The sequence below is a fragment of the Actinoplanes sp. 13 genome, assembly GCF_056134165.1.
Window position 1 is genome coordinate 98090 of the sequence record NZ_JBVYOQ010000007.1, and the last position, 22745, is coordinate 120834.

21 protein-coding genes are annotated in these 22745 nt (G+C 72.1%); 16 read left to right on the plus strand and 5 right to left on the minus strand.

Annotation, left to right across the window (positions count from 1 at the left end; translation table 11 throughout):
- The first annotated feature begins 4 nt into the window (after positions 1–4).
- Entirely contained in the window at positions 5–1444 is a 1440-nt protein-coding gene (locus AC0NH5_RS16875; RefSeq protein ID WP_474404613.1) for a M20 metallopeptidase family protein, read from the plus strand.
- A gap of 80 nt (positions 1445–1524) precedes the next feature.
- On the opposite strand, the gene AC0NH5_RS16880 is transcribed toward AC0NH5_RS16875, so the two are convergent.
- Both AC0NH5_RS16880 and AC0NH5_RS16885 read right to left on the minus strand, forming a co-directional pair.
- The gene (locus AC0NH5_RS16880) at positions 1525–1800 is read right to left on the minus strand and encodes a hypothetical protein (RefSeq protein WP_474404615.1); all 276 of its coding nucleotides are present in this window, start codon (positions 1798–1800) and stop codon (positions 1525–1527) included.
- Positions 1801–1833: 33 nt separating this feature from the next.
- A complete protein-coding gene (locus AC0NH5_RS16885; RefSeq protein WP_474404618.1) occupies positions 1834–2409 on the minus strand; it encodes a sigma-70 family RNA polymerase sigma factor in 576 nt (191 codons plus the stop codon).
- Between the two features lie 316 nt (positions 2410–2725).
- Between AC0NH5_RS16885 and AC0NH5_RS16890 the strand changes: the two genes are divergently transcribed.
- The 12 genes from AC0NH5_RS16890 (at position 2726) to AC0NH5_RS16945 (ending at position 14579) form a co-directional block, all read left to right on the plus strand.
- A complete protein-coding gene (locus AC0NH5_RS16890; protein WP_474404620.1) occupies positions 2726–3541 on the plus strand; it encodes a MerR family transcriptional regulator in 816 nt (271 codons plus the stop codon).
- A gap of 59 nt (positions 3542–3600) precedes the next feature.
- Positions 3601–4341 (plus strand): alpha/beta fold hydrolase, encoded by a 741-nt coding sequence (locus AC0NH5_RS16895; protein ID WP_474404622.1) that lies wholly within the window; start codon positions 3601–3603, stop codon positions 4339–4341.
- A 68-nt stretch (positions 4342–4409) separates the two neighbouring features.
- A complete protein-coding gene (locus AC0NH5_RS16900; RefSeq protein ID WP_474404624.1) occupies positions 4410–4775 on the plus strand; it encodes a nuclear transport factor 2 family protein in 366 nt (121 codons plus the stop codon).
- Between the two features lie 618 nt (positions 4776–5393).
- Positions 5394–6095: an alpha/beta fold hydrolase gene (locus AC0NH5_RS16905; protein WP_474404626.1), complete on the plus strand. Its 702-nt coding sequence runs from the start codon at positions 5394–5396 to the stop codon at positions 6093–6095.
- A gap of 41 nt (positions 6096–6136) precedes the next feature.
- Complete coding sequence (locus AC0NH5_RS16910; RefSeq protein ID WP_474404627.1) at positions 6137–6949, plus strand: alpha/beta fold hydrolase; 813 nt, start codon at positions 6137–6139, stop codon at positions 6947–6949.
- Between the two features lie 115 nt (positions 6950–7064).
- Positions 7065–7673, plus strand: coding sequence for a DUF1345 domain-containing protein (locus AC0NH5_RS16915; protein ID WP_474404629.1), 609 nt, complete (start codon positions 7065–7067; stop codon positions 7671–7673).
- 321 nt (positions 7674–7994) lie between these two features.
- Positions 7995–10910 (plus strand): AfsR/SARP family transcriptional regulator, encoded by a 2916-nt coding sequence (locus AC0NH5_RS16920; protein WP_474404631.1) that lies wholly within the window; start codon positions 7995–7997, stop codon positions 10908–10910.
- A 165-nt stretch (positions 10911–11075) separates the two neighbouring features.
- Positions 11076–11792: a DUF2625 family protein gene (locus AC0NH5_RS16925; RefSeq protein ID WP_474404633.1), complete on the plus strand. Its 717-nt coding sequence runs from the start codon at positions 11076–11078 to the stop codon at positions 11790–11792.
- Between the two features lie 6 nt (positions 11793–11798).
- Positions 11799–12377 carry an alpha/beta hydrolase gene (locus tag AC0NH5_RS16930; protein WP_474404635.1) on the plus strand — a complete coding sequence of 193 codons (579 nt, stop codon included), beginning with the start codon at positions 11799–11801 and terminating at the stop codon, positions 12375–12377.
- Between the two features lie 56 nt (positions 12378–12433).
- A complete protein-coding gene (locus AC0NH5_RS16935; protein WP_474404636.1) occupies positions 12434–12643 on the plus strand; it encodes a hypothetical protein in 210 nt (69 codons plus the stop codon).
- Between the two features lie 101 nt (positions 12644–12744).
- Positions 12745–13851: an FAD-dependent monooxygenase gene (locus tag AC0NH5_RS16940; protein WP_474404638.1), complete on the plus strand. Its 1107-nt coding sequence runs from the start codon at positions 12745–12747 to the stop codon at positions 13849–13851.
- Positions 13852–13940: 89 nt separating this feature from the next.
- Positions 13941–14579: a GntR family transcriptional regulator gene (locus AC0NH5_RS16945; RefSeq protein WP_474404640.1), complete on the plus strand. Its 639-nt coding sequence runs from the start codon at positions 13941–13943 to the stop codon at positions 14577–14579.
- Positions 14580–14583: 4 nt separating this feature from the next.
- On the opposite strand, the gene AC0NH5_RS16950 is transcribed toward AC0NH5_RS16945, so the two are convergent.
- Positions 14584–17322 carry an ATP-binding protein gene (locus AC0NH5_RS16950; RefSeq protein ID WP_474404642.1) on the minus strand — a complete coding sequence of 913 codons (2739 nt, stop codon included), beginning with the start codon at positions 17320–17322 and terminating at the stop codon, positions 14584–14586.
- Positions 17323–17446: 124 nt separating this feature from the next.
- On the opposite strand from AC0NH5_RS16950, the gene AC0NH5_RS16955 reads away from it, so the two are divergent.
- Complete coding sequence (locus AC0NH5_RS16955) at positions 17447–19600, plus strand: hypothetical protein (RefSeq protein WP_474404644.1); 2154 nt, start codon at positions 17447–17449, stop codon at positions 19598–19600.
- Between the two features lie 37 nt (positions 19601–19637).
- Here the strand turns inward: AC0NH5_RS16955 and AC0NH5_RS16960 are convergent, their stop codons facing one another.
- Positions 19638–20210: a TetR/AcrR family transcriptional regulator gene (locus tag AC0NH5_RS16960; RefSeq protein WP_474404646.1), complete on the minus strand. Its 573-nt coding sequence runs from the start codon at positions 20208–20210 to the stop codon at positions 19638–19640.
- A 78-nt stretch (positions 20211–20288) separates the two neighbouring features.
- On the opposite strand from AC0NH5_RS16960, the gene AC0NH5_RS16965 reads away from it, so the two are divergent.
- Positions 20289–21041, plus strand: coding sequence for a class I SAM-dependent methyltransferase (locus AC0NH5_RS16965; protein ID WP_474404647.1), 753 nt, complete (start codon positions 20289–20291; stop codon positions 21039–21041).
- A gap of 37 nt (positions 21042–21078) precedes the next feature.
- On the opposite strand, the gene AC0NH5_RS16970 is transcribed toward AC0NH5_RS16965, so the two are convergent.
- Positions 21079–21489: a hypothetical protein gene (locus AC0NH5_RS16970; protein WP_474404649.1), complete on the minus strand. Its 411-nt coding sequence runs from the start codon at positions 21487–21489 to the stop codon at positions 21079–21081.
- Between the two features lie 15 nt (positions 21490–21504).
- On the opposite strand from AC0NH5_RS16970, the gene AC0NH5_RS16975 reads away from it, so the two are divergent.
- The gene (locus AC0NH5_RS16975; RefSeq protein ID WP_474404651.1) at positions 21505–22572 is read left to right on the plus strand and encodes an MsnO8 family LLM class oxidoreductase; all 1068 of its coding nucleotides are present in this window, start codon (positions 21505–21507) and stop codon (positions 22570–22572) included.
- Positions 22573–22745: the final 173 nt, after the last annotated feature.

A 22745-nucleotide genomic window follows, 5' to 3' on the forward strand; every position in this document is an offset into this window, starting at 1 on the left:
GACCATGGCGTACGGCGGTGGCGCTCAGCCCGTGTCCGGTGAACCGCAGCTCCCCGGTGGCCGGCCGCCGGCCGGCGCGGATCTGAACTCCCGGGCCGCGGACGCGTCGTACGACATGCCGGCCCGGTACCGAACGCGGCGAGGCGCCGTCGCTCTGTCGCCGAGCGCCCGGTCGTCACGCGGTGCGGCCGCCACCTGCTCGAGCGACTGGGGAAGTGACCACATGATCGACATCGATCCCGCGCACATCCTGCGGGTGACCGCCGAAGAGCTGCAACCCGATCTGGTACGGCTCCGGCGCGACCTGCACGCGCATCCCGAGACGGGTCTGCATCTGCCGCATGCGCAGGCGGCTGTTCTGGAGGCGCTCCGCGGCCTGGGCCTGGAGGTGTCCCGCGGGGAATCGCTGTCGTCGGTGACGGCGGTGCTGCGGGGCGGCCGGCCCGGCCCGGCGGTGCTGCTGCGGGCCGACATGGACGCCTTGCCGCTGACCGAGGCGACCGGTCTGGACTACGCCAGTCGTACGCCCGGCATCATGCACGCCTGCGGCCATGACCTGCACACCGCCGCCCTGGTGGGTGCCGCCCGCACGCTGGCCGAGCACCGCGACGTGCTCGCCGGCGACGTCGTCCTCATGTTCCAGCCGGGCGAGGAAGGCTGGGACGGCGCGGCCCGGATGATCGAGGAAGGCGTGCTGGAGGCCGCCGGCGAGAAGGTGCGGGCGGCGTACGGGCTGCACGTCCGGTCCTACGAGACGCCGCGGGGCGAGTTCCGCAGCCGCCCGGGCACCCTGATGGGCGCGGCCGACACGCTCACCGTGACGGTGCGGGGCAGGGGCGGCCACGCCTCCCGGCCGCACGTCGCCAACGATCCGGTGCCGGTCGCGGCGCAGATCATCACGTCGATCCAGACGATGATCACCCGGAAGTTCGACCCGTTCGACCCGGTCGTGGTCACGATCACGTCGGTCCAGGCGGCCACGGTCTCCACCATCATCCCCGAGCGGGCCGAGCTCAGCGGCACCATCCGCACGTTCTCCGAAACGAACCGCGCGCGGGTCAGGACCGAGATCGCCCGGTTGTGCACGGGCCTCGCCGAGGCCTACGGGATGACAGCCGAGGCTGTCGTCACCGACGGGTACCCGGTGACGGTGAATGACGCGGACGAGTACGAGTTCGCCGCCACCGTGGTCCGGGATGCGCTGGGCGCCGATCGCTTCGCCCCGCTGGACGCGCCGGTCGCCGCGGCGGAGGACTTCTCGCGGGTGCTGAACGAGGTCCCCGGGTGCTTCCTCTTCCTGGGCGCGACCGCCTCGGGTGAGCCGGCGACCGCGGCGAGCAATCACAGCCCGCACGCGGTCTTCGACGACGCGGTGCTCGGTGATGCCGCGTTCGTCCTCGCCGAGCTCGCCCGGCGTGCTCTCGACCGGCTCGCGGCATCCTGAAGTCCGGTGCGGCCCGCCGGCCGGTCTGCCGGGGCATGAGAGCTTTCCGCCCGGCACGGGGTCGAGCGTCTCCCGGCGGCTCAGCCGGCGTGGCGGCGTTTGATGCTCTGCGCCATCGCGGTCTCCTCGCCCTGGCCGGCGAGCGTGGCGACCAGCAGGTCGACATCGGCGTCGGTCAGCGCCACGGGCCCGGCGACGGCGGCGAACACGACGGCGTGCGCCACCTCGACCACGTGACCCTCGGCGAGCCGCTGATGCAGGGTGGCGACGAGGTCGTCCGTGCGGCGGTCGCCGAGGGTCCCGAGAAGCCGGCCGAAGCTGCGGGCCGTCTCAGTGCGGTGCGTTCCCTGGTGCACTCCTCGCCCCCTCGGTCTCCCGGTGCGACATGGTCAGCTCAGGAGGGCGTCGCGCACCTGCCGTACGGCGTAATGGGCGCGGGACTTGACGGTGCCGACCGGGACCCCGAGCAGGGCAGCGGTCTCGTCGAGGCTGCGGCCCTCGAAGTACAGCTCGCGCAGGACGGCCCGGTGCGCGGCGCTGAGCCCGCTGACGGCATGCCGCAGGGTCAGCTTCGCGATCACCGAGTCAGCGGCCTGCCCACCGGTGGCCGCCGGCTCGGTGTCGATGAGGCTGACCGCCATCGGCCGCGACTGCCGCTTGCGGTACGCGTCGATGGCGAGCCGGCGCGCCACCGTGAACAGCCAGCGGCGCTGCGACTCGGGCTCGACCGGCACGGCGTCGAGGCTGCGCCAGGCGCGGAGCATGGTCTCCTGCACGAGGTCCTCGGCGGTGTGCGGGGCACCCGAGGACACCAGGCTCCGCAGGAAGTGCAGCAGCGCCCCGCCGTTGTTGCGGTGGATCTCGCGCATCTGGAACTCGGCGCGGCGGGCCGAGGGTCTGGTGACCGGCCGGGTTCTCACGGGTGCGACGACTTCGCGGGTGAGGACGCTGGTCGTGGTTGTCATGGCTGCCATCCCCGTCGCAATTCTGGAAAGTTCGAAGAGAGCTTAGGGAGACGGCTGTGTAATCTGACTTATTTGCTAGTTACGCCGATGTGAAGCGGATTGGGTGTCGATTTAACAGCCGCCTCGGCGTCACCGTCGAGACGGTATAACTCCAGGTGGAGGGGCTAAGCGGCCAAGCGATATTTAGCTCGGCGATTCGCTATGACGGCGCACACAATACATTGCACAAGCCTGCCCGGCGCCTGGTGCAATGCGCATCGCAGCCCGCGACAATAGGCGTTTACGCATCGTGCGACGGAGGAAGGACACTGTGACCATGCGCAACGGCTTGACCATCGGCGAGTTCGCCACCCTCAGTCATCTGAGCGTGCGGACCCTGCGCCGCTACCACGAGGCCGGGCTGCTGGAACCGGCCACCGTGGACCCGTTCACGAAGTACCGGTACTACCGGCCCGACCAGATCGGCACCGCCCAGGTCATCCACCAGCTCCGGCAGCTCGATGTGCCGTTGGCCGACGTCAAGTCGATCATCGCGACCGATGACCCGCACCGGCGTGCCGAGCTCATCGCCGATCACCTGCGGCGGCTGGAGGCCGAACTCGACCGGACCCGATCAGCAGTCGTGTCCCTGCGCCAGCTGCTGCGCCCGGAGCCTGCCGAGCTCGATGTGGAGCTGCGCTCGGTCCCGGCTCGTCCGGTGGCCGCCATCAGCGCGCCGGCCGTCCGGATCGAGGACTCGCTGGGCTGGTTCGACGCGGCGATGGACGAGCTCGACGCGGCCTTCCCACCCGCCGAACGCACCGGCGCAGCCGGCGGGCTCTTCGCCAACGAGCTGTTCACCGAAGGCGTCGGCGCCATGACCCTCTTCCGGCCGGTGCGCCGTCCGCAGGCCGGCGGCCGGATCACGATGCTGGAGCTACCCGCAGCCGACCTCGCGGTGACCGTGCACGCGGGCCCGCACGACGACATCGGCGTCACCTACGGCCGCCTGGGCTCCTGGGTGGCCTCGCACACCCTCACCGTCGACGGCCCGGTCCGCGAGTCGTACCTGGTGGGCCCCCGTGACGGCGCCGGCCCGGAACGCTGGCGCACCGAGATCGGCTGGCCGGTCTTCCGGGTCACCCCGGTCTGACACCACCTGTGATCGCGGTCATGAACAGTTCGTTCCCCGGCCAGTTACGCCGTCGGGGTATGTCTTCTCCTCTCGTTCTTCTGCACGGGCTCACCTTCGACCGGCGGCACTGGGAACCGCTGCGCCGGGAACTGGCGGTCATCGACCCCGACCGGAAGGTTCTCGCGCTGGACCTCCCGGGTCACGGCGACGCCCCGCCCCGGGCGTCGTACCGTCTGGAAGAGGTCGTCGAGGTGCTGCACAGTCAGGTCACGGCGGCCGCGCCGGCCGAGCCGCCCACCGTGGTGGGCCACTCCGTGGGCGGCGTGATCGCGACTGTCTACGCCGCTCGCTATCCCACCCGCGCGGTCGTCAACGTGGATCAGATCCTGCTGCCGGGCCCGTTCGGCACCATGGTGCGTGCCGCGGAACCGGACCTGCGGGGCCCGGACTGGCGTGTGGTGTGGGATCGCATCGTCGCCGGGCTGGGGATCGACTCGCTGCGGGGCGAGGCGAAGCACCTCGCGGAGACGGCCACCGACCCGCGGCCCGAGATCCTGCTGGGCTACTGGGACGAGGTCATGCACCGGACGGACGAGCAGATCCGCGCCGCCCGGGAGGCCGACCTGCGCAGCATCGGTGAACGGGGCGTCACCTATCAGTGGGTCACGGCCAAGGAGCCGCCGGGTCCCTACGTGGAGTGGTTGACGGCGGCCCTGCCCACGACGGTCGTCACCGTGCTGCCCGGCAGCCACCTGCTGCACCTGGAGCACCCGGCCGAGCTCGCGCGGCTGCTGTCCGGGAAAGAACTCAACGGCTGAGTGATGCCGGAGTGACACGCGCGCCGGCGGCTTGACCCTCTCCCCGGGAGAGACTTGATCGTGGGGGCATGGACACCACAGCGAACAGCGGCGCCAACGTCTCCTGGGACGAGTTGCCGGCCGCCATCACCACGTACCTGCCCGCGCACGAGGCCGATGACACGACGACCGCGATCGGCGCCTTCGCCGCCGACGCGGTCGTGACCGACGAAGGCCGTACCTATCGCGGAGCCGACCAGATCCGCGGCTGGCTGAACAAGTCGGCCGGCGAGTACACGTACACCACCACGTTCACGGGCGCTTCCCGCGACGGCGAAGCGGGCTGGGACGTGGTGCAGCATCTGGAAGGCGACTTCCCGGGCGGAACGGTCGACCTGCACTACCGGTTCGTCCTCGCCGGCGACCGGATCACCCGGCTCGTCATCGAGCCGTAGCCGTCGGTGCGGCCACTCGGCGCGGAAGTGGTCGCCGAGTGGCCACCGCGCAGACCCCGGCTTTCGACATCATGCTGCCCATCCGGACGCGCTACTTCGGCATGGCCCTGCCGTGGCCGATCACCCTGTGGAATAGCTGTGCCCGATGACGTGCCGGGTCGCGGCGAAGGCTTGCTTCCCCTTGTCCCAGCTCCTTCCGCCTCGGCCGCCATGGCCGCCGCGGTCGGATCGTCGTGATCGTCGTAGAGGCGGAAGGTGCTGTCCGCGTCCCCGATCGAGATGGCGCGCCCGGAATGGTGGGCGCCGCCTGAATCCGCTGTCTGGCTGTCACGCGGATCCGGAGAGTCGACAACACCGCGCTCCGTGCGGCTTTGCGCCCGTTCGACGGGTTCGGGTATCGGTCGAACGACTTAACGTCGGCCGTGCGCAGCGTCTGTGGTCGGGTCCGGCGCCGCCGGTCCGGCCCGGGTGCGCGCCTGCCGGCGGGGCCGTTGAGCAGGGGTGGGTCGTCCCGGATCGGGTGCCGGCGAAAGGCATATGACTGATTCCGCGGACGGCTTGCGAGCCGAGAGTGGATCTCAGCAAACGCCAGGCCCATCCGCTTCCAGGGAGCGAATCATGAAGCCCACCATTGTTCTGATCCACGGCGCCTTCGCCGAGTCCGCGAGCTGGAACGGCGTCATCAGCCGCCTGCACGCCGCCGGCCACCGCACCATTGCTGCCGGTAACCCGCTGCGCAGCCTGTCCTCCGACGCCGCCGCCGTGTCCGACCTGCTGGCGACGATCGACGGTCCGATCGTGCTGGTGGGGCACTCGTACGGCGGCATGGTGGCCTCGAACGCCGCGGTCGGCAACGACAACGTGAAGGCCCTCGTCTACGTCGCCGGGCTGGCTCCGGACAAGGGTGAGAACACGCCCGATCTGCTCGGCATGTTCCCGGGCGCCACGTTGGGCGAGCACCTGTACGAGGTGCCGCTCAGCGACGGCACCGCGGACGTCTACGTCGACGCCGCCGGCTATCCCGAGCACTTCGCCGGTGACCTGCCGGCCGAGCAGGCCGCGCTCGACGCCGTCACGCAGCGGCCGTTCAACAGCGTGGCGCTCAACGAGGCGTCCGGCGAGCCGGCCTGGAAGACCATCCCGTCCTGGTTCATCTCCCCGGAGCTCGACCGGGCGATCCCGCTCGAGACGTTCCGCTTCATGGCGCAGCGGGCCAACGCCCGGGAGTCGGTCGAGGTGGCAGGCGCCTCGCACGCCCTTCCGGCCTCCCAGCCGCAGGCAGTGGCCGACTTCATCCTCACCGCCGCGGCTTCCGTCTGAATCCCCCCGACCACCAGATACACCGTTGAAAGGACAACGACATGAAGAAGATCGTTCTTGGTACGACCGTGACCGCGGGCCTGGCAGCAGCCGCGTTGATCGCCGGCTCGGCCGGTGCGGCGGCGCAGTTCCGCCCGCAGGCGAAGCCGACCGTGGTGCTGGTGCACGGCGCGTTCGCCGACTCGTCGAGCTGGAACGGTGTGATCAAGGAGCTCCAGCGGGACGGTTATCCGGTGGTGGCGGCGGCGAACCCGCTGCGCGGCCTGCACTCGGACGCGCAGTACGTGCGGACCGTGCTGGACAGCGTGCCGGGACCGATCGTGCTGGCCGGGCACTCGTACGGCGGCTCGGTGATGAGTGAGGCCGCCGACGGTGACAAGGACGTCAAGGCGCTGGTGTACATCGCCAGCTTCGCGCCGGAGAAGGGCGAGAGCACCTCGGGCCTGGCGGCGAAGTTCCCGGGCGGGCAGCTCGGAGAGGCGCTGAACCAGGTGCCGGTGACGGTGCCGGGTGCCGGCGCGGGAACCGACCTGTACATCAAGCAGGATCAGTTCCGGCGGGTGTTCGCCGCTGACGTGCCGCGTAAGGAGACCGCTCTGATGGCGGCCACCCAGCGGCCGATCACGAGCGCGGCCCTGGACGAGACGGCGACCAGGACGGCCTGGAAGTCGATCCGGTCGTGGTTCCTGATCACCAAGCAGGATCTGGCGATCCCGGCCGACTCGATGCGCTTCATGGCCAAGCGTGCCAAGTCCCGCACCGTGGAGATCGACGCCTCGCACGCCGTCACGGTCTCCGAGCCGAAGGCGGTGGCCGACATGATCGACGACGCCGCCCGCACCACCGTCCGCTGATCGGGGGTCGAAGGGAAGGCCCGGGTGCCGGGCCTTCCCTTCGTTGCCGTTGAACCTCGGCGCTTCGCGCGCGTCGTAGCGGACGGCAAGTCCTCATCGATCTTAAGGAACGTTCATGGCAGGCAAGGCGGCGCTCATCGCGTCACGCATCATCGAAGTGGCACTCCTCGTTGCCGGGGTGCTGGTGCTCATCGCGAAGGAGCCCAACGGGATCGTCTTCGTCTGGGACGTCCTGGCGATCGCCTACCTCGCCATCCGGATGAGCCGGCTGCGCCGGGACGGGCGGGGCCGGGCGACCGCCTGGCTCGACCGGGGCCTCGGCGGCCGCACCGGTCTGCTCTTCACCATCCTCACCAGCCTGGCGGGACTTTCGGCCGGCGTCAGCATCCTGTTCAAGGACGGCGACGACAAGACGCTCACCGCGTCCTTCGCTGTTCCGGCGGTGCTGTTCGCCTGGGCCATCCTGCACTTCGGGTACGCCGAGCGGTACGCCAAGACCTACTACGCCGCCCGGCCCGAGCAGGTGCTGGTCTTCCCGAACACCGACGACCCGACGTTCGTCGAGTTCGCCTATTTCTCGTTCACGCTCGGCACGACGTTCTCGGTGTCCGACGTGGAGACCCAGACGTCCCGCATCCGCCTCCAGATCCTCTCGCACTCGATCATCTCGTTCCTCTACAACACCGTGACGATCGGTATCGCGGTCAGCGTCATCTCCGGATGAGTCGTCGCGGGCCGGGTGCCGCGCAGGCGCCCGGCCCGGGTGCCGGTCCTGGGGGAGACTCAAAGTTGCGGAGTGTGACGGCGTTCGGTCCCATCGGTATTGGACAATTCTTGACAGATGGTCTGGTCACTGTGGCGTGTAAGCTGTAGATCGCACGACCGGTCGTGCTAAATCGGTGTGGTTTGCTCGATTAATTTACTCTCAGTAACGTTGCGACCACGTTGATTTCAGTGCCGTGAAGGGTGTTGCCGGCCTCGGGGGAGAGGCCTCGGGAGCGCTCCCGGTCGACGAAGGCACTAGTGCGCGTGGGGGGATGACCCGGTGGCTACGACCAATGCCGACGAGAAACCGTTCTGTTTCTCCGTGCTCGGTCCGGTGCGGATCTGGCGGCACGGCACGGAACTGGATCTCGGCGCCCGTCAGCAGCGCCTCATCCTGGCGTTGCTGCTGGCCAACGGGGGTCAGCCGGTCGGCATCGGAGACATTGTCCAGGCGTTGTGGGATCAGCGGCCGCCGCAGAGCGCCGTCAACGTGGTGCACCGCTACATCGGCGCGTTGCGGCGCCTGTTCGAACCCGGTCTGCCGGCCAGATCGGCCGGGCGCTGGCTGCTGGGCGACGCGGCGGGTTATCGCATGCGCGTCGACCCGGACAGCCTCGACCTGCTGAGACTGCGTGTGCTGGTCGAGCAGGCGCGATCGGACGAGCTCGCCGGGCGGCTGCCGGAGGCGATGACGGCCTTCGAGGAAGCCCTCGCCCTGTGGCGCGGACCGTGCGGCGGGGCGTCCGGGCTGGCGGCCTACGACCAGCTCGCGTTCAGCGCGGTGGACCACGAGTGCGCCGATCTGGCCCGGGAGGCCACCTGTCTGGCGCTGCGGCTGGACCGCGCTCGATCGGTCCTGCCCGCGCTGCGGCGGATGGCCGAACACCGCCCGCTGGACGAGGCGTTGCAGGCCCAGCTTGTGCTGGCGTTGTCCGCGGACGGTCAGCAGGCCGAGGCGATCGCGCTGTTCCAGAACATGCGCCGGCGGCTCGCCGACGAGCTGGGCGTGGATCCGGGCGAGGAGCTCCGCGAGGCCTACCAGATGGTGCTGCGGCAGAGCGCGGCCGGATCGGTCGCATCCGGCGACACCGAGCCGTCGCCCGCGGGTCCGCCTCCGGGCCGCATGCAGATCAGCGCGACCTCGGCCATCACCGCGGTGCTTCCCGCACAGCTGCCCGCCGACCTGCCCTGGTTCACCGGCCGCGACGAAGCCCAGCGCCGGACGCTCGGCCTGGTCAACGGTCACGTGATGACCCAGATGTCGATGCCGGTGCTGGCCATCGACGGCATCCCCGGCATCGGCAAGACCACCCTCGCCATCCACCTGGCCCACCAGCTGGCCGACGCCTACCCGGACGGTCAGCTCTACGTCGACCTGCAGGGATTCGACCCCGACCAGTCTGTGCTGCACCCCGCGGAGGCTCTGCAGGGCTTCCTCAACGCGCTCGGTGTGCCGGACGCCGACATCCCGGCGAGCCATCATGCCCGGTCCGGCCTCTACCGCAGCGTCCTGGCCGGCCGCCGGATCCTGGTGGTGCTCGACAACGCGCACAGCGTCGAGCAGGTCCGCCCGCTGCTGCCGGGCACCCCCGGCTGCCTCGTGCTGGTCACCAGCCGCAAACGCCTGACCGGGCTGGCCACCGCACACGGCGCCCACCTGATGACCCTCGACGTGCTGTCGCTCGAGGATTCCCGAAGCTTCTTGGCCTCGAGGATCGGAACGGCCCGGACCACGGCCGAGGCGGCGGCGGTGGACGAGATCGTCGAGCGGTGCGGGCGGCTGCCGCTGGCGCTGGCGGTGGTCGCCGCCCGGGCGCTGGCCCTCCCCGGCCACCGGCTCGCCGACATCGCCCGCGAACTGCGGGACGCGCAGGGCAGCCTCGACGGCTTCGCCGGTGACACGGCCAACGACATCCGAGCGATCTTCTCCTGGTCGTACCGGATGCTCGGTGCTCGGGCGGCTCGCCTGTTCCGGCTGCTGTCGTTGCACCCCGGGCTGGACTGCACCGTTCCGGCCCTGGCAAGTCTCGGTGGAGTCCCGCTGGGCGAGGCACGGCAGCTGGCCGGCGAACTGGTCCGGACCGGCCTGCTCACCGAGCACACCGTCGGCCGATTCACCACGCACGACCTCATCCGGGCGTACGCCCAGGAGTTGGTGAACCTGCACGAGGACAGCCGGGCGCGGGCGGATGCGGCCGACCGGCTCGTCGACCACTACCGGCAGACGGCGTACGAAGCGGATCTGCTGCTGACCCCGACCGTCGTGCTGGACCGGCCGACAGCGGTGGACGGCGTGGTGACCACCCCGCTGAGCACCGTCACCGAGGCGGTCACCTGGTTGAACGCGGACCGGCACGTCCTCAAGGCGATGGTGCAGCGCCTGATCGACGACGGCCGTGCCGACGCGGCGTGGCGGATGGCGGTCAGCCTGCAGCGGTTCATGCAGGGCGAGGGCTGGTGGTACGACTGGGCCGCGATGGCGCGCGCCTGCCTGCTCGCGGCCACCACCGCCGGCGACGACCTCGGCCGTGCCCATCTGTCCCGCAGCTTGGCCGGCGCCGAGCACGTGCTCGGCAACCACGATGCCGCGGCACGGCACCTGCACCAGTCGCTGGACCTGTTCACCGGCCTCGGGCACACCCGCGAACAGGCGCTGGTGTACCGCAATCTCGGCCAGGTGAGCGTCGCGCGGGCCCACCATCGTGATGCCGTCGCCTATTACGAGCGTGCCCTGCACCTGTTCGAGTCGCTCGGCGACCTGTACCACCAGGTGTCCGTGTTGTGCGGCCTGGCCGACACGCATTCGTGCCTCGGCCGGCCCGACATCAGCATGGACCTGGCCAACCGGGCGCTGCCGATCGCTCGTGCGCTGGGTGATCTCAACCCTCAGGGCCTCTGTTACGAAACGCTGGCCAAGAGCTTCCACGCCAAGGGAGACCTGTCCGCCTCGCTGGCGTCCTGGCAGCGGGGCGCGGACATCTATCGGCAGACCGGGTGGCGGATGAACTCGGTCGAGTGTCTGCAGAATCTGGGGGACATCGCCCTCGCCCTGGGCGATCCGGCCGGTGCCCGCTCCGCCTGGCAGCAGGCGCTGGACCTGCTCAGCCACTTGCGAGTGCCCCAGGTGAGCGAGATCGAGGAGCGCTTGGCAGCCCTCGGGACAACAAAAGCCGTACGGGCGCACAGCGGGCGCTGAACTTGCCGGTCCCCGCTCCGTCATGTCGGGTATGGGACACGGGGTTCGGGCGGCCGGCACATCACAGAGACCGGGTGCCGCGGTGCACGGACCCCGGCGTCGCGCCGGCGGCCCGTGCGGCGGACGCTCCCGCGCCGGAGCGACCGATCCAGGAACGATGCGCTGATGTGCGATCCGGACCCGGCCGGCGACCGGACATCGTGGCTGGCGCTGACGGACGTTCTGCAGCGCAGCTTCGCCGGGCCGCGCATCCTTCCCGCCGACCACGAGAAGGGCCGGGCCAGCCTGCGGCAGCTGCAGATCGCCGCCGACTCGCCGCTGGGCGCCATCGCGCTGAACAGCGGGGGCATCCTGCTCTACGACGGCTGGCTGCGCATCTTCGGCGGCTCGTCGTGCCCGGACGTGGGTCTCCCCAGCATCGGGCAGGTCAACGACTTCCCGGTCGACCTGGACGGGACGTGGACGCCGACCGAAGGCCTGATCGTGGCGCACGACGTGCTCGGCGGCGTCTTCGTCGTCAACGGCCTGCGCCCGGGTGCCGGCCGGCCCGGCGTGCCCGGTGAGGTGATCTACTTCGACCCGCCGTCGCTGGCGTGGACGAGGATGAAGATGTCCCACAGCGAATGGCTGGCCTGGTGCGTGTCCGGTGAACTGCCGCACTTCTACGGCCGGCTGCTCTGGCCGCGGTGGCGCGACGATGTGCGGGCGATCCGCGCCGACCAGGGCGTCACCGTCGCTCCCGCGCTGTGGAGCGGAGTGGCCGAGGGAGGCGATGTCGTCCGGACCGTCGCCCCGATGGCCGAGATCCTCGACCGTCAGATCGACGCCGCCCGGCTCCGGGGGCGACGGCTCGACGGCAGCCTCGGCTGCTATCCGATCTGACGATCGATGCGATCTCTCCGCGACACCCAGGCCTTCACGGCGGCTACCCGAACGGCGCAGGCGGCGGTCGCCGCCGACCGGGCTGACCCCCGCGTCGGCCCGCCGTCGCGCAGCCTTCTGCTCAGCCACGGATCGCGCACCCGGCAAGCAGTGCTGTTGCTGCACGGATACACCCACGGACCGGAACAGCCGGCCGAGCTGGCCCGCGACTTCCACGAGCGTGGTTACAACGTCTGGGTCCCGCGGGCGCCGGGGCACGGCACCGTCGATCCGCGGGACCACCATCGCTTGACGGTGGAGAGGCTCACCACCTACGCGTCCGGCGCGCTGGGCATCGCGGCCGGGCTGGGCGACGAGGTCGGCGTCGTGGGGATCTCCGGGGGTGCGGTCCTAGCCGCCTGGCTGGCGCAGCACCGCGCCGACGTCGTACGCCGCCTCCTGCTTCTCTCGCCCTTCTTCGCCCCGGCCCCCGGGCAGATGCCCGCCGGGGTGGTCCGGCTGCTCGTCTCCCTGTACGGGCGAGGCCTGCTCCGGACCACGTCACCGCACGCGGGTACTCACTCGCCTCGGTCAGCCGGTATCTGACGATCGCGCGTGACCTGTCCCGCCCACCCCGGCGGCTCGGCCTGCGGTCGATCGCCATGGCGATCAGCCGGCTCGATGACGTCGTCGACACCGTCGCGGCGGCGGCCGTGCCGGAGCGGATGGCCGGCGTGGCCGGGATCCCGCTGCGCACCTACCGGCTGCCGGCGGCGCTGGGCATCGGCCACGACACCCTCGCGCTCGCCGGGCACCCCGACGCCGGGGCGCTCCGCAAGCGGTACATCGAGCTCTACGAGGGAGCGCCCTGACGATCGGACGTGAGGCACGACACCGCCGGCGGTTGAACAGGCGATCGTCGTCGCCGTCGATCCAGGTGACTAGGCGATGATCGACGGCGGGGAGCGCACTGATGACACCGAGGATCCTGATCGCGGGCGCCGGTATCGCCGGGCTGGCCACCAGGACGGCCCTGGCCACCCGGGGGATCGACGCTGACGTGGTGGAACGGGACCCGGCGCCGAGGATCACCGGGACCGGCCTGTACCTGCCCGCGAACGCGGTGCGTGCGCTGCGCGATCTCGGCCTGTACGCCCGGCTCGCCGCGCGGGCGGAGCCGGTGCGGCGGCAGGAACTGAGCGACGAGCGGGGCCGGCCGCTGGCCGGCTTCCCGGTCAGCGCGATCTGGGGTGACGTCGGTGAGTGCATGGCGATCCAGCGGACGGAGCTGCATGCCATGCTGCTCGACGCTGCCGGCGGCGCCGGGGCGGTGCGGTTCGGCACCGGCGTCCGGACGGTCACCGGCGACGGCACGGTCACCTTCAGCAACGGTGAGCAGTCGCGGTACGACGTGGTGATCGCGGCGGACGGGATCAACTCGGCGATCCGGCGCAGTATTTACCCGACGATCGAGCCGCGATTCCTCGGCCAGGTCTGCTGGCGCTTCCTCGCGCCGTCCGCCTCGCTGGAGCCGGGCACCTGGTCGGCGATGCTGGGCAGCCGCGGGCGCACGTTCCTGGCCGTGCCGGTCGGTGGCGGACTGGCGTACTGCAACGCCGGGATGGACAGCAGCGAGCCGGCGCCGCCCGCGGGCGACTGGCGGTCGCACTTCGCCGATTTCGGCGGGCCGGCCGCTGCGTTGCTCGACCACGCCGGCGATGCCCATTTCGCCGCGCTGCACGAGGTGCGCGCGTTCACGTCGTGGCAGCCGCACGTCGTCCTAGTGGGCGACGCCGCCCACGCCTGCTCGCCCAGCATGGCCCAGGGCAGCGCGATGGCGTTCGAGGACGCGCTGGTGCTGGCCGAGCTTCTCAGCGCAAGCCCGTCCCGGGAGAACGTGACGGGGCCGCTGGCCGGCTTCCGCGATCGCCGCGCCGCGCGGCTGCAGTTCGTCCTGGACCAGAACCATCGGCGGGACCGCGCCCGGCACCTTCCGGCCCCGGTCCGCCGCGTGGTGTTCCGGCATTTCGCCGAGGACATCTTCCGGGCCAACCACCGGGGGCTGCTCGCGCGGCCGTGAGGTGTGCCTCGTTGACGGTGCCCGTCATGCGGTGTGGAATATGTTGCATGCCGATTCCGCCGCGTGTAGGGGTAATTTCCCGGTCTCTGTTGCGCGAGAACGCGTTCCGGTCGATCCGGGACGCCATCGTCGAGGGAACGTTGCAGCCGGGTGAGCGGCTCAACGACGCCGAGCTGGCGCAGTGGCTCGGCGTGAGCCGAACCCCGGTGCGTGAGGCGCTGACCAGGCTCGAAGAGACCGGCCTGGTGCAGACCAAGCCGGGTCGTTACACGATGGTCAGCCCGCTGGACGTCCAGGCCGCGCGGGCGGCGCAGACGGTCACCGCGGCGATGCACGAGCTCGCGGTCCGCGAGGCGGTGCCGACCATGTCGGCCGACGAGATCGCCGCGATGCGTGCGGCGAACGCGCGGTTCGCGGCCGCTCTGGAGGCGAACGACGTCGACGCGGCGATCGCCTCGGACGACGAGTTCCACAACATCCCGGTGGCCGCCTCCGGCAACCCGGCGTTGTGCGCGGTGCTGGAGCAGTTCACGCCGGTGCTGCGGCGGCTGGAGCGGCTGCGCTTCTCCTCGGTCAGCGGCCGTGGTTCGGTCGCCCTGCACGACCGCATCATCGACCTGTGCGAGGCGCGCGACGTCGAGGGCGCCGCCGCGGCCGCCCGGGACAACTGGATGAGCCTCGACCCCCGCGTCGATTTCGGGCCGATGGACGACCCGGCCGCTCAGTGAGGCGTCACTCAGCCGGCGACGGCTCCCGCGCCGACAGCGCATCGCGCAGGCCGGCCCGCGACGAGACGCCGAGCTTCGGGAAGATCCGGTAAAGATGGGCGCCCACCGTCCGGTGCGACAGATAGAGGCGCTTGGCGATCTCCTTGTTGGTCAGCCCACCGGCCGCCAGCCGGGCGATCTCGAACTCCTGGCCGGTCAGGGCTGACGGCGCCGGCTCGGCGACGGCCGGCCGGTAACCGGTGGCCCGCAGCTCCAGCACGGTCCGGGCCAGGAACGGTTCGGCGCCCATGGCCGTGAACCCGTCGCGGGCCGTGAGCAGATGGCCCCGGGCGCGGAAGAACTCCTTGCGGCGCCGCAGTTTCTCGGCGAGGGCGAGCCGGATCCGGGACGCCTCGAACAGCCAGCGCTCGGAGGACGGCTCCCGCAGGACCTGCTCCAGCCGGGTCTCGGCGTCGTCGCTGTCGAGCACGAGCGCGTCGACGCCGTGCTGGACGAGTCGCATCCGCGACGACATCGCGGCGACCCCCGCGGCCCGCATGGCCTCGGCGTGTGCCCGGGCCTCGGCTGCCCGCCCGGTCCGCAGAGCCGCCTCGACCAGGTCGAACATCACCCAGGTGCTGATCGGCACGTACGGGGCCAGCGTCCCGGCCGGGCTCATGGCGGTGGCATTGAGGTAGGCGGCCTCGAAGTCCCCCTCGGCGGCGGCGGCGAGGGTACGCGGATGGTGCGCGATCGCTGCCGCACCGGCGACGCCGCGGGGCAACGCCCAGTGGGTGATCTCGTCGGCCAGCTTGTACGCGTCGTCGGACCGCCCCCGCCCGGCAGCCACGACGGCCTTGTTGTAGAGGAAGTACCACCGGAGGAACGGCAGGCCACCGGCGGTGCAGACCTGCAGGGCCTCCTCGGCCAGCTCCTCGGCCTCGTCCCACCGGCCGGTGAGGCAGTCGTCCAGGCAGAGGTGCATGAGGGCGCTGAGCTGCCGGCGGGGCGCACCGCCGTCGCGGCCCTGGCGGACCAGCCGCCAGGAGAACTCGCGGTTGTCGCCGAGCCGATCCATGTAGGCCGACGCGGTGCCGATGCGCATGACCCGGGTCAGGTCCTCCTCCCCGGGCAGCCCCGCGACCAGGGCGTCGAGTTCGGGCGCAGCGGCCGCACCGGTGCGTACCGGGTCCGGGAACGTCCTGCTCATCACCGCCAGGACGTCGGTGGGCGCCGGTGTCAGCCGGGCCATGGCGCGGTGGAACACCGCCCAGTGTTCGGGTGTGCCCGCGTACCAGGAGAGCAGGACAAGCGTGTGCATGGCCTCGTCCAGGGCCGGGTCGTCGGCCCGCCAGCCGTGCGCGCCCATCTCGATGGCACCGGCGAGCAGGCGGTGGGCGGTGTGCACGTCGCCGTCACCGTTGATCATCAGCAGCGCCGCGGCGCTGGCCGCGTGCAGGGAGCCGGTCGAGTCCAGGCTCGCGGCCTGCGCGTCGGCCAGCAGCGTGGTCGCGTCACCGGCGCCGCCCGCCTCCGCACCGATGTACGCGGCCTCGGCCAGCCGCCGGGCCCGGTCGTCCGGGGCGGCGCTCAGCTCCGCGGCGCGCACCAGGGCCGCCACCGCGCCGAGCACGTCGCCGCGCTGCATGACCTGGTGGGATGCCTGTTCGAGCTGGTCCGCCACCGCTTCGTCGGGTCCGGCGGTGGCTGCCGCCAGGTGCCAGGCACGGCGTTCCGGGTCGCCGGGCAGGCCGGCGGCGATCGCGAGGTGGGCGCGATGGCGTTCCTCGTGGGAGGAGACCGCGACGATCGCGGACTGGATGAGCGGGTGACGGAAGGCCAGGCGCCCGGTGGCGTCGTCCACGCGTACCAGGTGGGCGTGTTCGGCCGGCGCCAGGTCGGTGAGGTCGGCCATGCCCCGCAGGACCCGCACGTCGCCGCTGCCCTCGAAGGTTGCCAGCAGCAACAGCCGCCGCGTGGCGTCGGGCACGCCGGCGATCCGCGTGGTGAACAGGGCCTGAAGGTGCTCGGTCAGGGGCACCACGCCGGACTGATCCAGGTGTTGCTCGGGGGTGCCGGTGAGAGTGGCCGGGAGTTCGGTGAGGGCGAGCGGGTTGCCCTGCGCGAGGTCGAGCAGTCGTTGCCGCAGGCGTGGCGGCATGCCCGGGTTGCGGGCCTTCACCAGCTCGGCGGCCGCGTCCGGGGTGAGTGGCTGCACGACGACCTCGGTCAGGCCGCGGCGGTCGAGGAAGCTTTCCGTGCCGGTGCGGGAGGAGACCACCATGCCGATGGGGGAGCCCTGCACGCGCCGGGCGATGAAGCCGAGCACCACGGCGCTCGGCCGGTCCCCCCACTGCACATCGTCGACCATGAGCAGGATCGGTGTCCTCTTGGCGACGGTGGTCAACAGCGCCAGGGCGGCGTTGCAGACCAGCAGCGCGCCGGGGGCCGGGCCCGGCCCGAAGCCGAGCGCGACGATGAGCGCGTCGCGCAGCGCGGGTGGCTGTCGCTGCACCTCGGCGTGCAGGGGCAGCAACAGCTGGTTGAGCAAGGAGTAACTGATGTCCGCCTCGAACTCGGAGCCGGACGCCCGCAGCACCCGCATGCCGGCCTGGCCGGCGAGGTCGGCCGCTGCGGTGAGCAGTGCCGATTTTCCGATGCCGGGATCGCCGCGGACGATCCGCACGTCACCGCTCTGGCGCACCGACTGCAGGAAGTCGCTGATGCGAGCCAGCTCCACCTCGCGTCCGAACAGCTCTGTCACGCTCGGCATCACGTCAGGCGTCTCTCGGGTCGGCATCGTCGTCGGGCCTCATGCCCCTCTCGACGTACGCAAGCCGGAAAGGTTCAGTCGCCGGCCGTCGAGGAGCACGGCCTACGCTCGGCCCATGATCGGACGCAGTGGCGAACTCGCCGCCGTGCGACGGCTGCTGGACCGGGCGGTCGCGGGTGTGGGCGGGAGCCTGACCGTGGTGGGCCCGCCGGGATCCGGAAAGAGCATGCTCGCCGGGGCCGCTGCGGAGTACGCCCGGGAGCGCGGTCTGCCGGTGAGCCCGACGGCGACGGGCGCTCGTCTGGTCGTACTCGAAGATCTTGATGGGACGGAAGAGCCGTCCCGCCTCGATGAGCTGATCGCCGACGGCGCCGCGGTCCTGATCACTGCGCGGCGGGCCGCCGGCGCCGGGCCACACCTGTACCTCACTCCGCTGACCGGGCCGCAACTGGCCGTCCTGCTGCCCGGGCTGCCGGCCGGCACGGTGCACCGGATCTGGTTGCTCACCGCAGGCTGGCCGGGGCCGGCTCTGCAGCTCGCGGCGGCCCTGCCGCCCGGAGCCGGTGAGCAGGCCGTCGTCGAGCTGGCTCTCGCGGCGCCGTCCCGAGGCGAGTTCCTCGTCCTCGACATGGCGGTGATCCGGCTGCTGGAGGACGCCATGTCGGGTGTCCTGCCGGCAGCCGTCCGGGCCCGGGTGCTGGTGCGGCTCGCCCGGGAGCTGCTGGGTGACCCGTCGGCCGCGGCCCGGCGCCGGGAGCTGGTCGACGACGCTGTCCGCCTCGCCGAGGGCACCGGGGATCCGCGCACGCTCGCGGAGGTGCTGGACGGCCGGCTGCATGCGCTGTGGGATCCGGCCGCGGCGGACGAGCGCCTGTCCACGGCGTCGCGGATCGTCGGCCTGGCCCGCGCGGCCGGGGAATCCGCGATCGAGCGCAGCGGGCTGTTCTGGCGGTTCACCGCGCTGGCCGAACTGGGCGACCTCGACGCCGCGGAGGCCGCCCTGGTGGCGTACGCCCGGGCGGGGGAGCGCGACGGCGATCCCGGAGCGGCCGTCGTGGCGTTGTCCCGGCAAGCGGTGCTGGCGCTGGTGCGAGGGCGGTTCGAGCTGGTGGAGACCCTCGCCGCCGAGGTGCGAGAGACGGGCCGGCGGGTCGGGCTGGCCGACGCCGACCGCCTGACCGCGTCGCTGCTGGGCCGGCTGGCCGCGCTGCGCGGCGACGCGGCGGGCGAGGTGGAGCCGTTGCGGGCGCTCGCGCGGCGACTGCCCGGGCACTTCTTCGACGTGACCGCGGCCCGGGCGCTGGCCGAGGCCGGCCGGGTGGACGAGGCGCTGCTCGAGGTGGATCGCCTGCTGCCCGCGGTGCTGGCCGGGGCCGGGCCACGCTGGATCGGGGCGGTCGCCGACCTCGCCCTGGTGGCGTCGCACGGCGCTGCTCCGGCTGCCGTTCGATCCCTCTACGACGCCCTCCTTCCGTACCGGGGCCGCCTGGTGGTGTGGGGCGGGGCGAACACGATCACCGGGCCGGTCGACGACTACCTGGGCCGGCTGGCCGCCAGGCTGGGCCGGGCCGACGAGGCACGCGCGCACTTCGACCGCGCGATCGCTCAGGAGGAGCGGCTCGGGGCGCTGCCCTGGCTGGCGGCCACCCTCACGGCTCGCGGCGACCGTGACCGGGCCCGGTCGATCGCGGAGCACCTGGGCCTGCCGGCAATCGGTGCGCGCCGCCCGGACCTGTGGCGGCTGGAGCGCGACGGCGACGACTGGGTCATCGAGGCGGGCGCCGAGCGGGCCCGCCTGCGGGACGTGCGCGGACTGCACTATCTGCGCGCTCTGCTGGCCGCCCCCGGCCGGGAGATCGCCGCGCTGGATCTGGTGGCGGGCGGCGCCGGGCTCGTGGTGCCCCAGCCCGACCCGGTGCTCGACACCGCGGCGCGTGTCGCGTACCGCAAGCGGCTCGACGACCTGGCGCGGCAGATGGAGACCGCTGACCGCCGGGGCGACGCCGACAGCGCCACGAAGCTGGCCGCCGAACGGACCGCGCTGGTCGGCGAGTTGCGCCGGGCGGCCGGTCTCGGCGGCCGCACCCGCCGGCACTCGGCCGAGGCGGAACGGGCCCGCGTCAACGCGACGCGCGCCCTGCGGACGGTGCTAGCCCGTCTGGAGCCGGTGGTTCCGCTCGCTGCGGCGCACCTACGCGCGTCGCTGCACACCGGCGGCCACTTCCGGTACCAGCCTGGACCCGGAGGGCCGGCCGGCTGGCAGCTGTGATCGAGACCTGGCGGTCCGTCGGCTTCGGCATGCTGCGTCAGCGCAGGATGCTTGCCACGACGTTGTGCACATCGCCGGCCGGCGGCTCGCCGCGGTGTTCGGTGAACATCAGCTGCACGGTGCCGATCAGGGTCGCCGCCAGCACCTGCGCATCCGCGCCGGCGGCGATCCGGCCGCGGTCCTGCTCGGCTGCCAGATAGCCGGCCACCGCGGCGACCGCCTCTCCCACCAGGGGAAACCGGGCGGTGCCGGCCGCGCGCAGGCGGTTGCGCAGCTCGTCGCGGGTGATGGTGAGCACGATGATCGCGGACATGACCGGTTCGAAGAGTGCGAACATCGCGCCGGTGAGGTTGCCGGCAACGGTCCCGGTCCCGGCCGCGTCGCGAAGCGCGGCACCTTGCGCCTCGACCCGGGCTATGCGGTCGAGCACCAGATCGACCAGGAACGCGTCGAAGTCGGCGAAGTGCCGATGCAGCACGCCCTTGGCAACTCCGGCCTCTTCGGTGATCGCTCGGCTGGTCAGCGCCGCGACCCCGCCCCGGATGAGCACTCGCGCGGCCGCGTCGAACAGTTGCTGGCGCGGATCGCGCAGGGCTACGCCGGTCGGCATGGAACGCTGTCACTTTCCTAGTGGGCGGTCGCCCACTAAAGTGGGCGCATGGTCACTCTACCGCCGCAACCTCACGAAGTGCGCCGCGTCGCGGAGTCGTTCGGAAGCGATCCGGAGCACTACGACCGTAGCCGGGCGCCATATCCGGAGGCGCTGATCGAGCACATCGTCGCCGCCGCGCCAGGCCCCGCGTTCCTCGACGCCGGTTGCGGGACCGGGATCGAAGCCCGCCAGTTCCGCGCTGCCGGGCGCACCGTCCTCGGCGTCGAGCCCGACCCCCGGATGGCCGAATTCGCCCGCGCCAGCGGCATCGACGTCGAGGTCGCGACCTTCGAGACGTGGGAGCCGGCCGGGCGCGCCTTCGACGCGATCGTCTCCGGCACGGCCTGGCACTGGGTCGACCCTGTCGCCGGCGCCGCCAAGGCAGCCGAGGTCCTGCGCCCGGGCGGCGTCCTCGCACCCTTCGGCCACGCCTACGAGCTGCCGTCGCCGATTGCCGCAGCGCTCGCGGAGGGGCTACGGCGGGCTGCGCCCGACCTGCCTTACCGGCAGCCGGCCGGCTCCATCCTCGACGGCTACCGCTCCCTCTACGACCGGGCCGCCGAGGGAGTCCACGCGTCCGGTTGCTTCGCCGAACCCGAGATCCGCCGTTACGACTGGCAGCGCACCTACGCCCGCGACGAACTGCTCCAACTCATCCTGACCTCCGGCGGCCTCGCGAGCATGCCACCGGACAAGCTCGCCGAGATCCTCGAGGCGGTCGCCGCCGCGGTCGACGGCGACGTCACCCTCGCCTATGCCACCTGGTGCCTGACTGCTGTCCGCCGGTAACCCACCGGCACCGCCCGAACCGTTGCTGCGTGTGCGGTCACCACGCCGCCGCCAAGGAGGCCAGCAGGGCGACTGCCGCGCCCACCGCACGCAGGCGGTCCACCTTCAGCAGGCGGCGGACGCGGTCGGGATCGTGTCCGCGGGCGAGCTGTCCGTGCGCCGGCCCCGCGGATACCGCGGTGACCAGCATCGCGGCGGCCGTCGCAGCCACCGCCACCACCGTCGCGGCGTCCGGACCCGACCACAGGGACCACCCGCAGGCCGCCAGCAGACACCCGTAAACCACGGCCACCACCGGAGTGATCGCCCGGGAGTGGGCGCTGTGCGCCACCGGCCACTGCGCCGGGGGCGTGCGGGCCAGCGCCGGGTAGACGATGACGGTCACCGTCGCCTGGAAGCCCAGATGTACGGCCGTCGCGGCGATCAGGGAAGTCTCGGAGGACAGCATGTTCACCATGATCCCGTGGGAACAACCCGGCCACGGCGGCGGCTGGAACTGACTGTGACCAACGGTGTGCCTCGACTTTCCCTGCTGGACCGGTCCCGTACCCGTGCCGGCGAGGCCGAGCCCGCGGCGCTGCGGGGCAGTGTCGCGCGGGCGGTCGACGCGGAGCGGCTCGGCTACGACCGGTTCTGGGTGGCCGAGCACCACAGCGTCCCCGGCATCGCGGGCGCTGCCCCGGCCGTGCTGCTGGCGGCCGTCGCCGCTGCGACGAGCACGATCCGGCTGGGTTCCGCGGGGGTGATGCTGCCGCACCACCAGCCGCTCGTGGTCGCCGAGCAGTTCGCCACCTTGTCCGCCTTCGCGCCGGGCCGGGTCGACCTCGGTCTGGGCCGTTCGCCCGGCTTCACCGCGCCGGTGCGGCGGGCGCTGCGGCAGACCGACCGCGACTTCGCCGCCGACCTCGGCGAGTTGTCCGCGTTCCTCGACGGCACGGCCGAGATCACCCTGCACCCGCAACCGGACGGGCCGGTGCCGCTTCATGTGCTGGCCACCGGGAGCGGCCTGAAGGTCGCGGCCGAGCTGGGCCTTCCGGTGATCGTCGGCGGGCCACTGCTGGGTGTGAGCGGTGACCCGGCACCGGGACTGGAGGCGCTGGCCGGATATCGGCGCGCCTTCCGCCCGTCGGCGCGGCAGCCGCAGCCGTGGGTGGCGATCAGCCTCGACGTGCTGGTCGCCGACACCGCCGCGGACGCCGCCGACCTGCTGTTGAGCGAGGCGTGGGCGATGGCGCGAGGTCGTACCACCGGGGTGTTCCCGCCCTTGGAACCGGTGGCCGCGGTCCGGGCCGCCTCCCGGACCTCCCGCCAGCAGCAATATATGGAGCAGACCGCTGCGGCGGCGGTGGCCGGCACGCCGGCCGAGGTGGAGCGGCGGCTCGCCGAGCTGGTCGACCGGACGGGTGCCGCCGAACTGGTCGCGGCCGGCAGCACTTTCGACCGCGCCGCCCTGGCCGCGTCGGACGCCGCGCTGGCCGCGCTGTTCGGCCGGGTACCGGCGCACGCCGGCTCCACCATGCGAAAGGTCTGAGTGCCTGGGACTGTGCGTGCGGGTAGATGAAGGCGTTGGCGCATTGCAAGACATCGATCTGGGCGGCGCTGAGCAGTTCGGCTACAGCGTGCAGCAGAACCGGTTGGGTGTGAGGGTCGCCGCCCCGCTGAACCTTGCCGGCCGCCTCGGCCAGGAGCGGGTGGCGTCCAGGT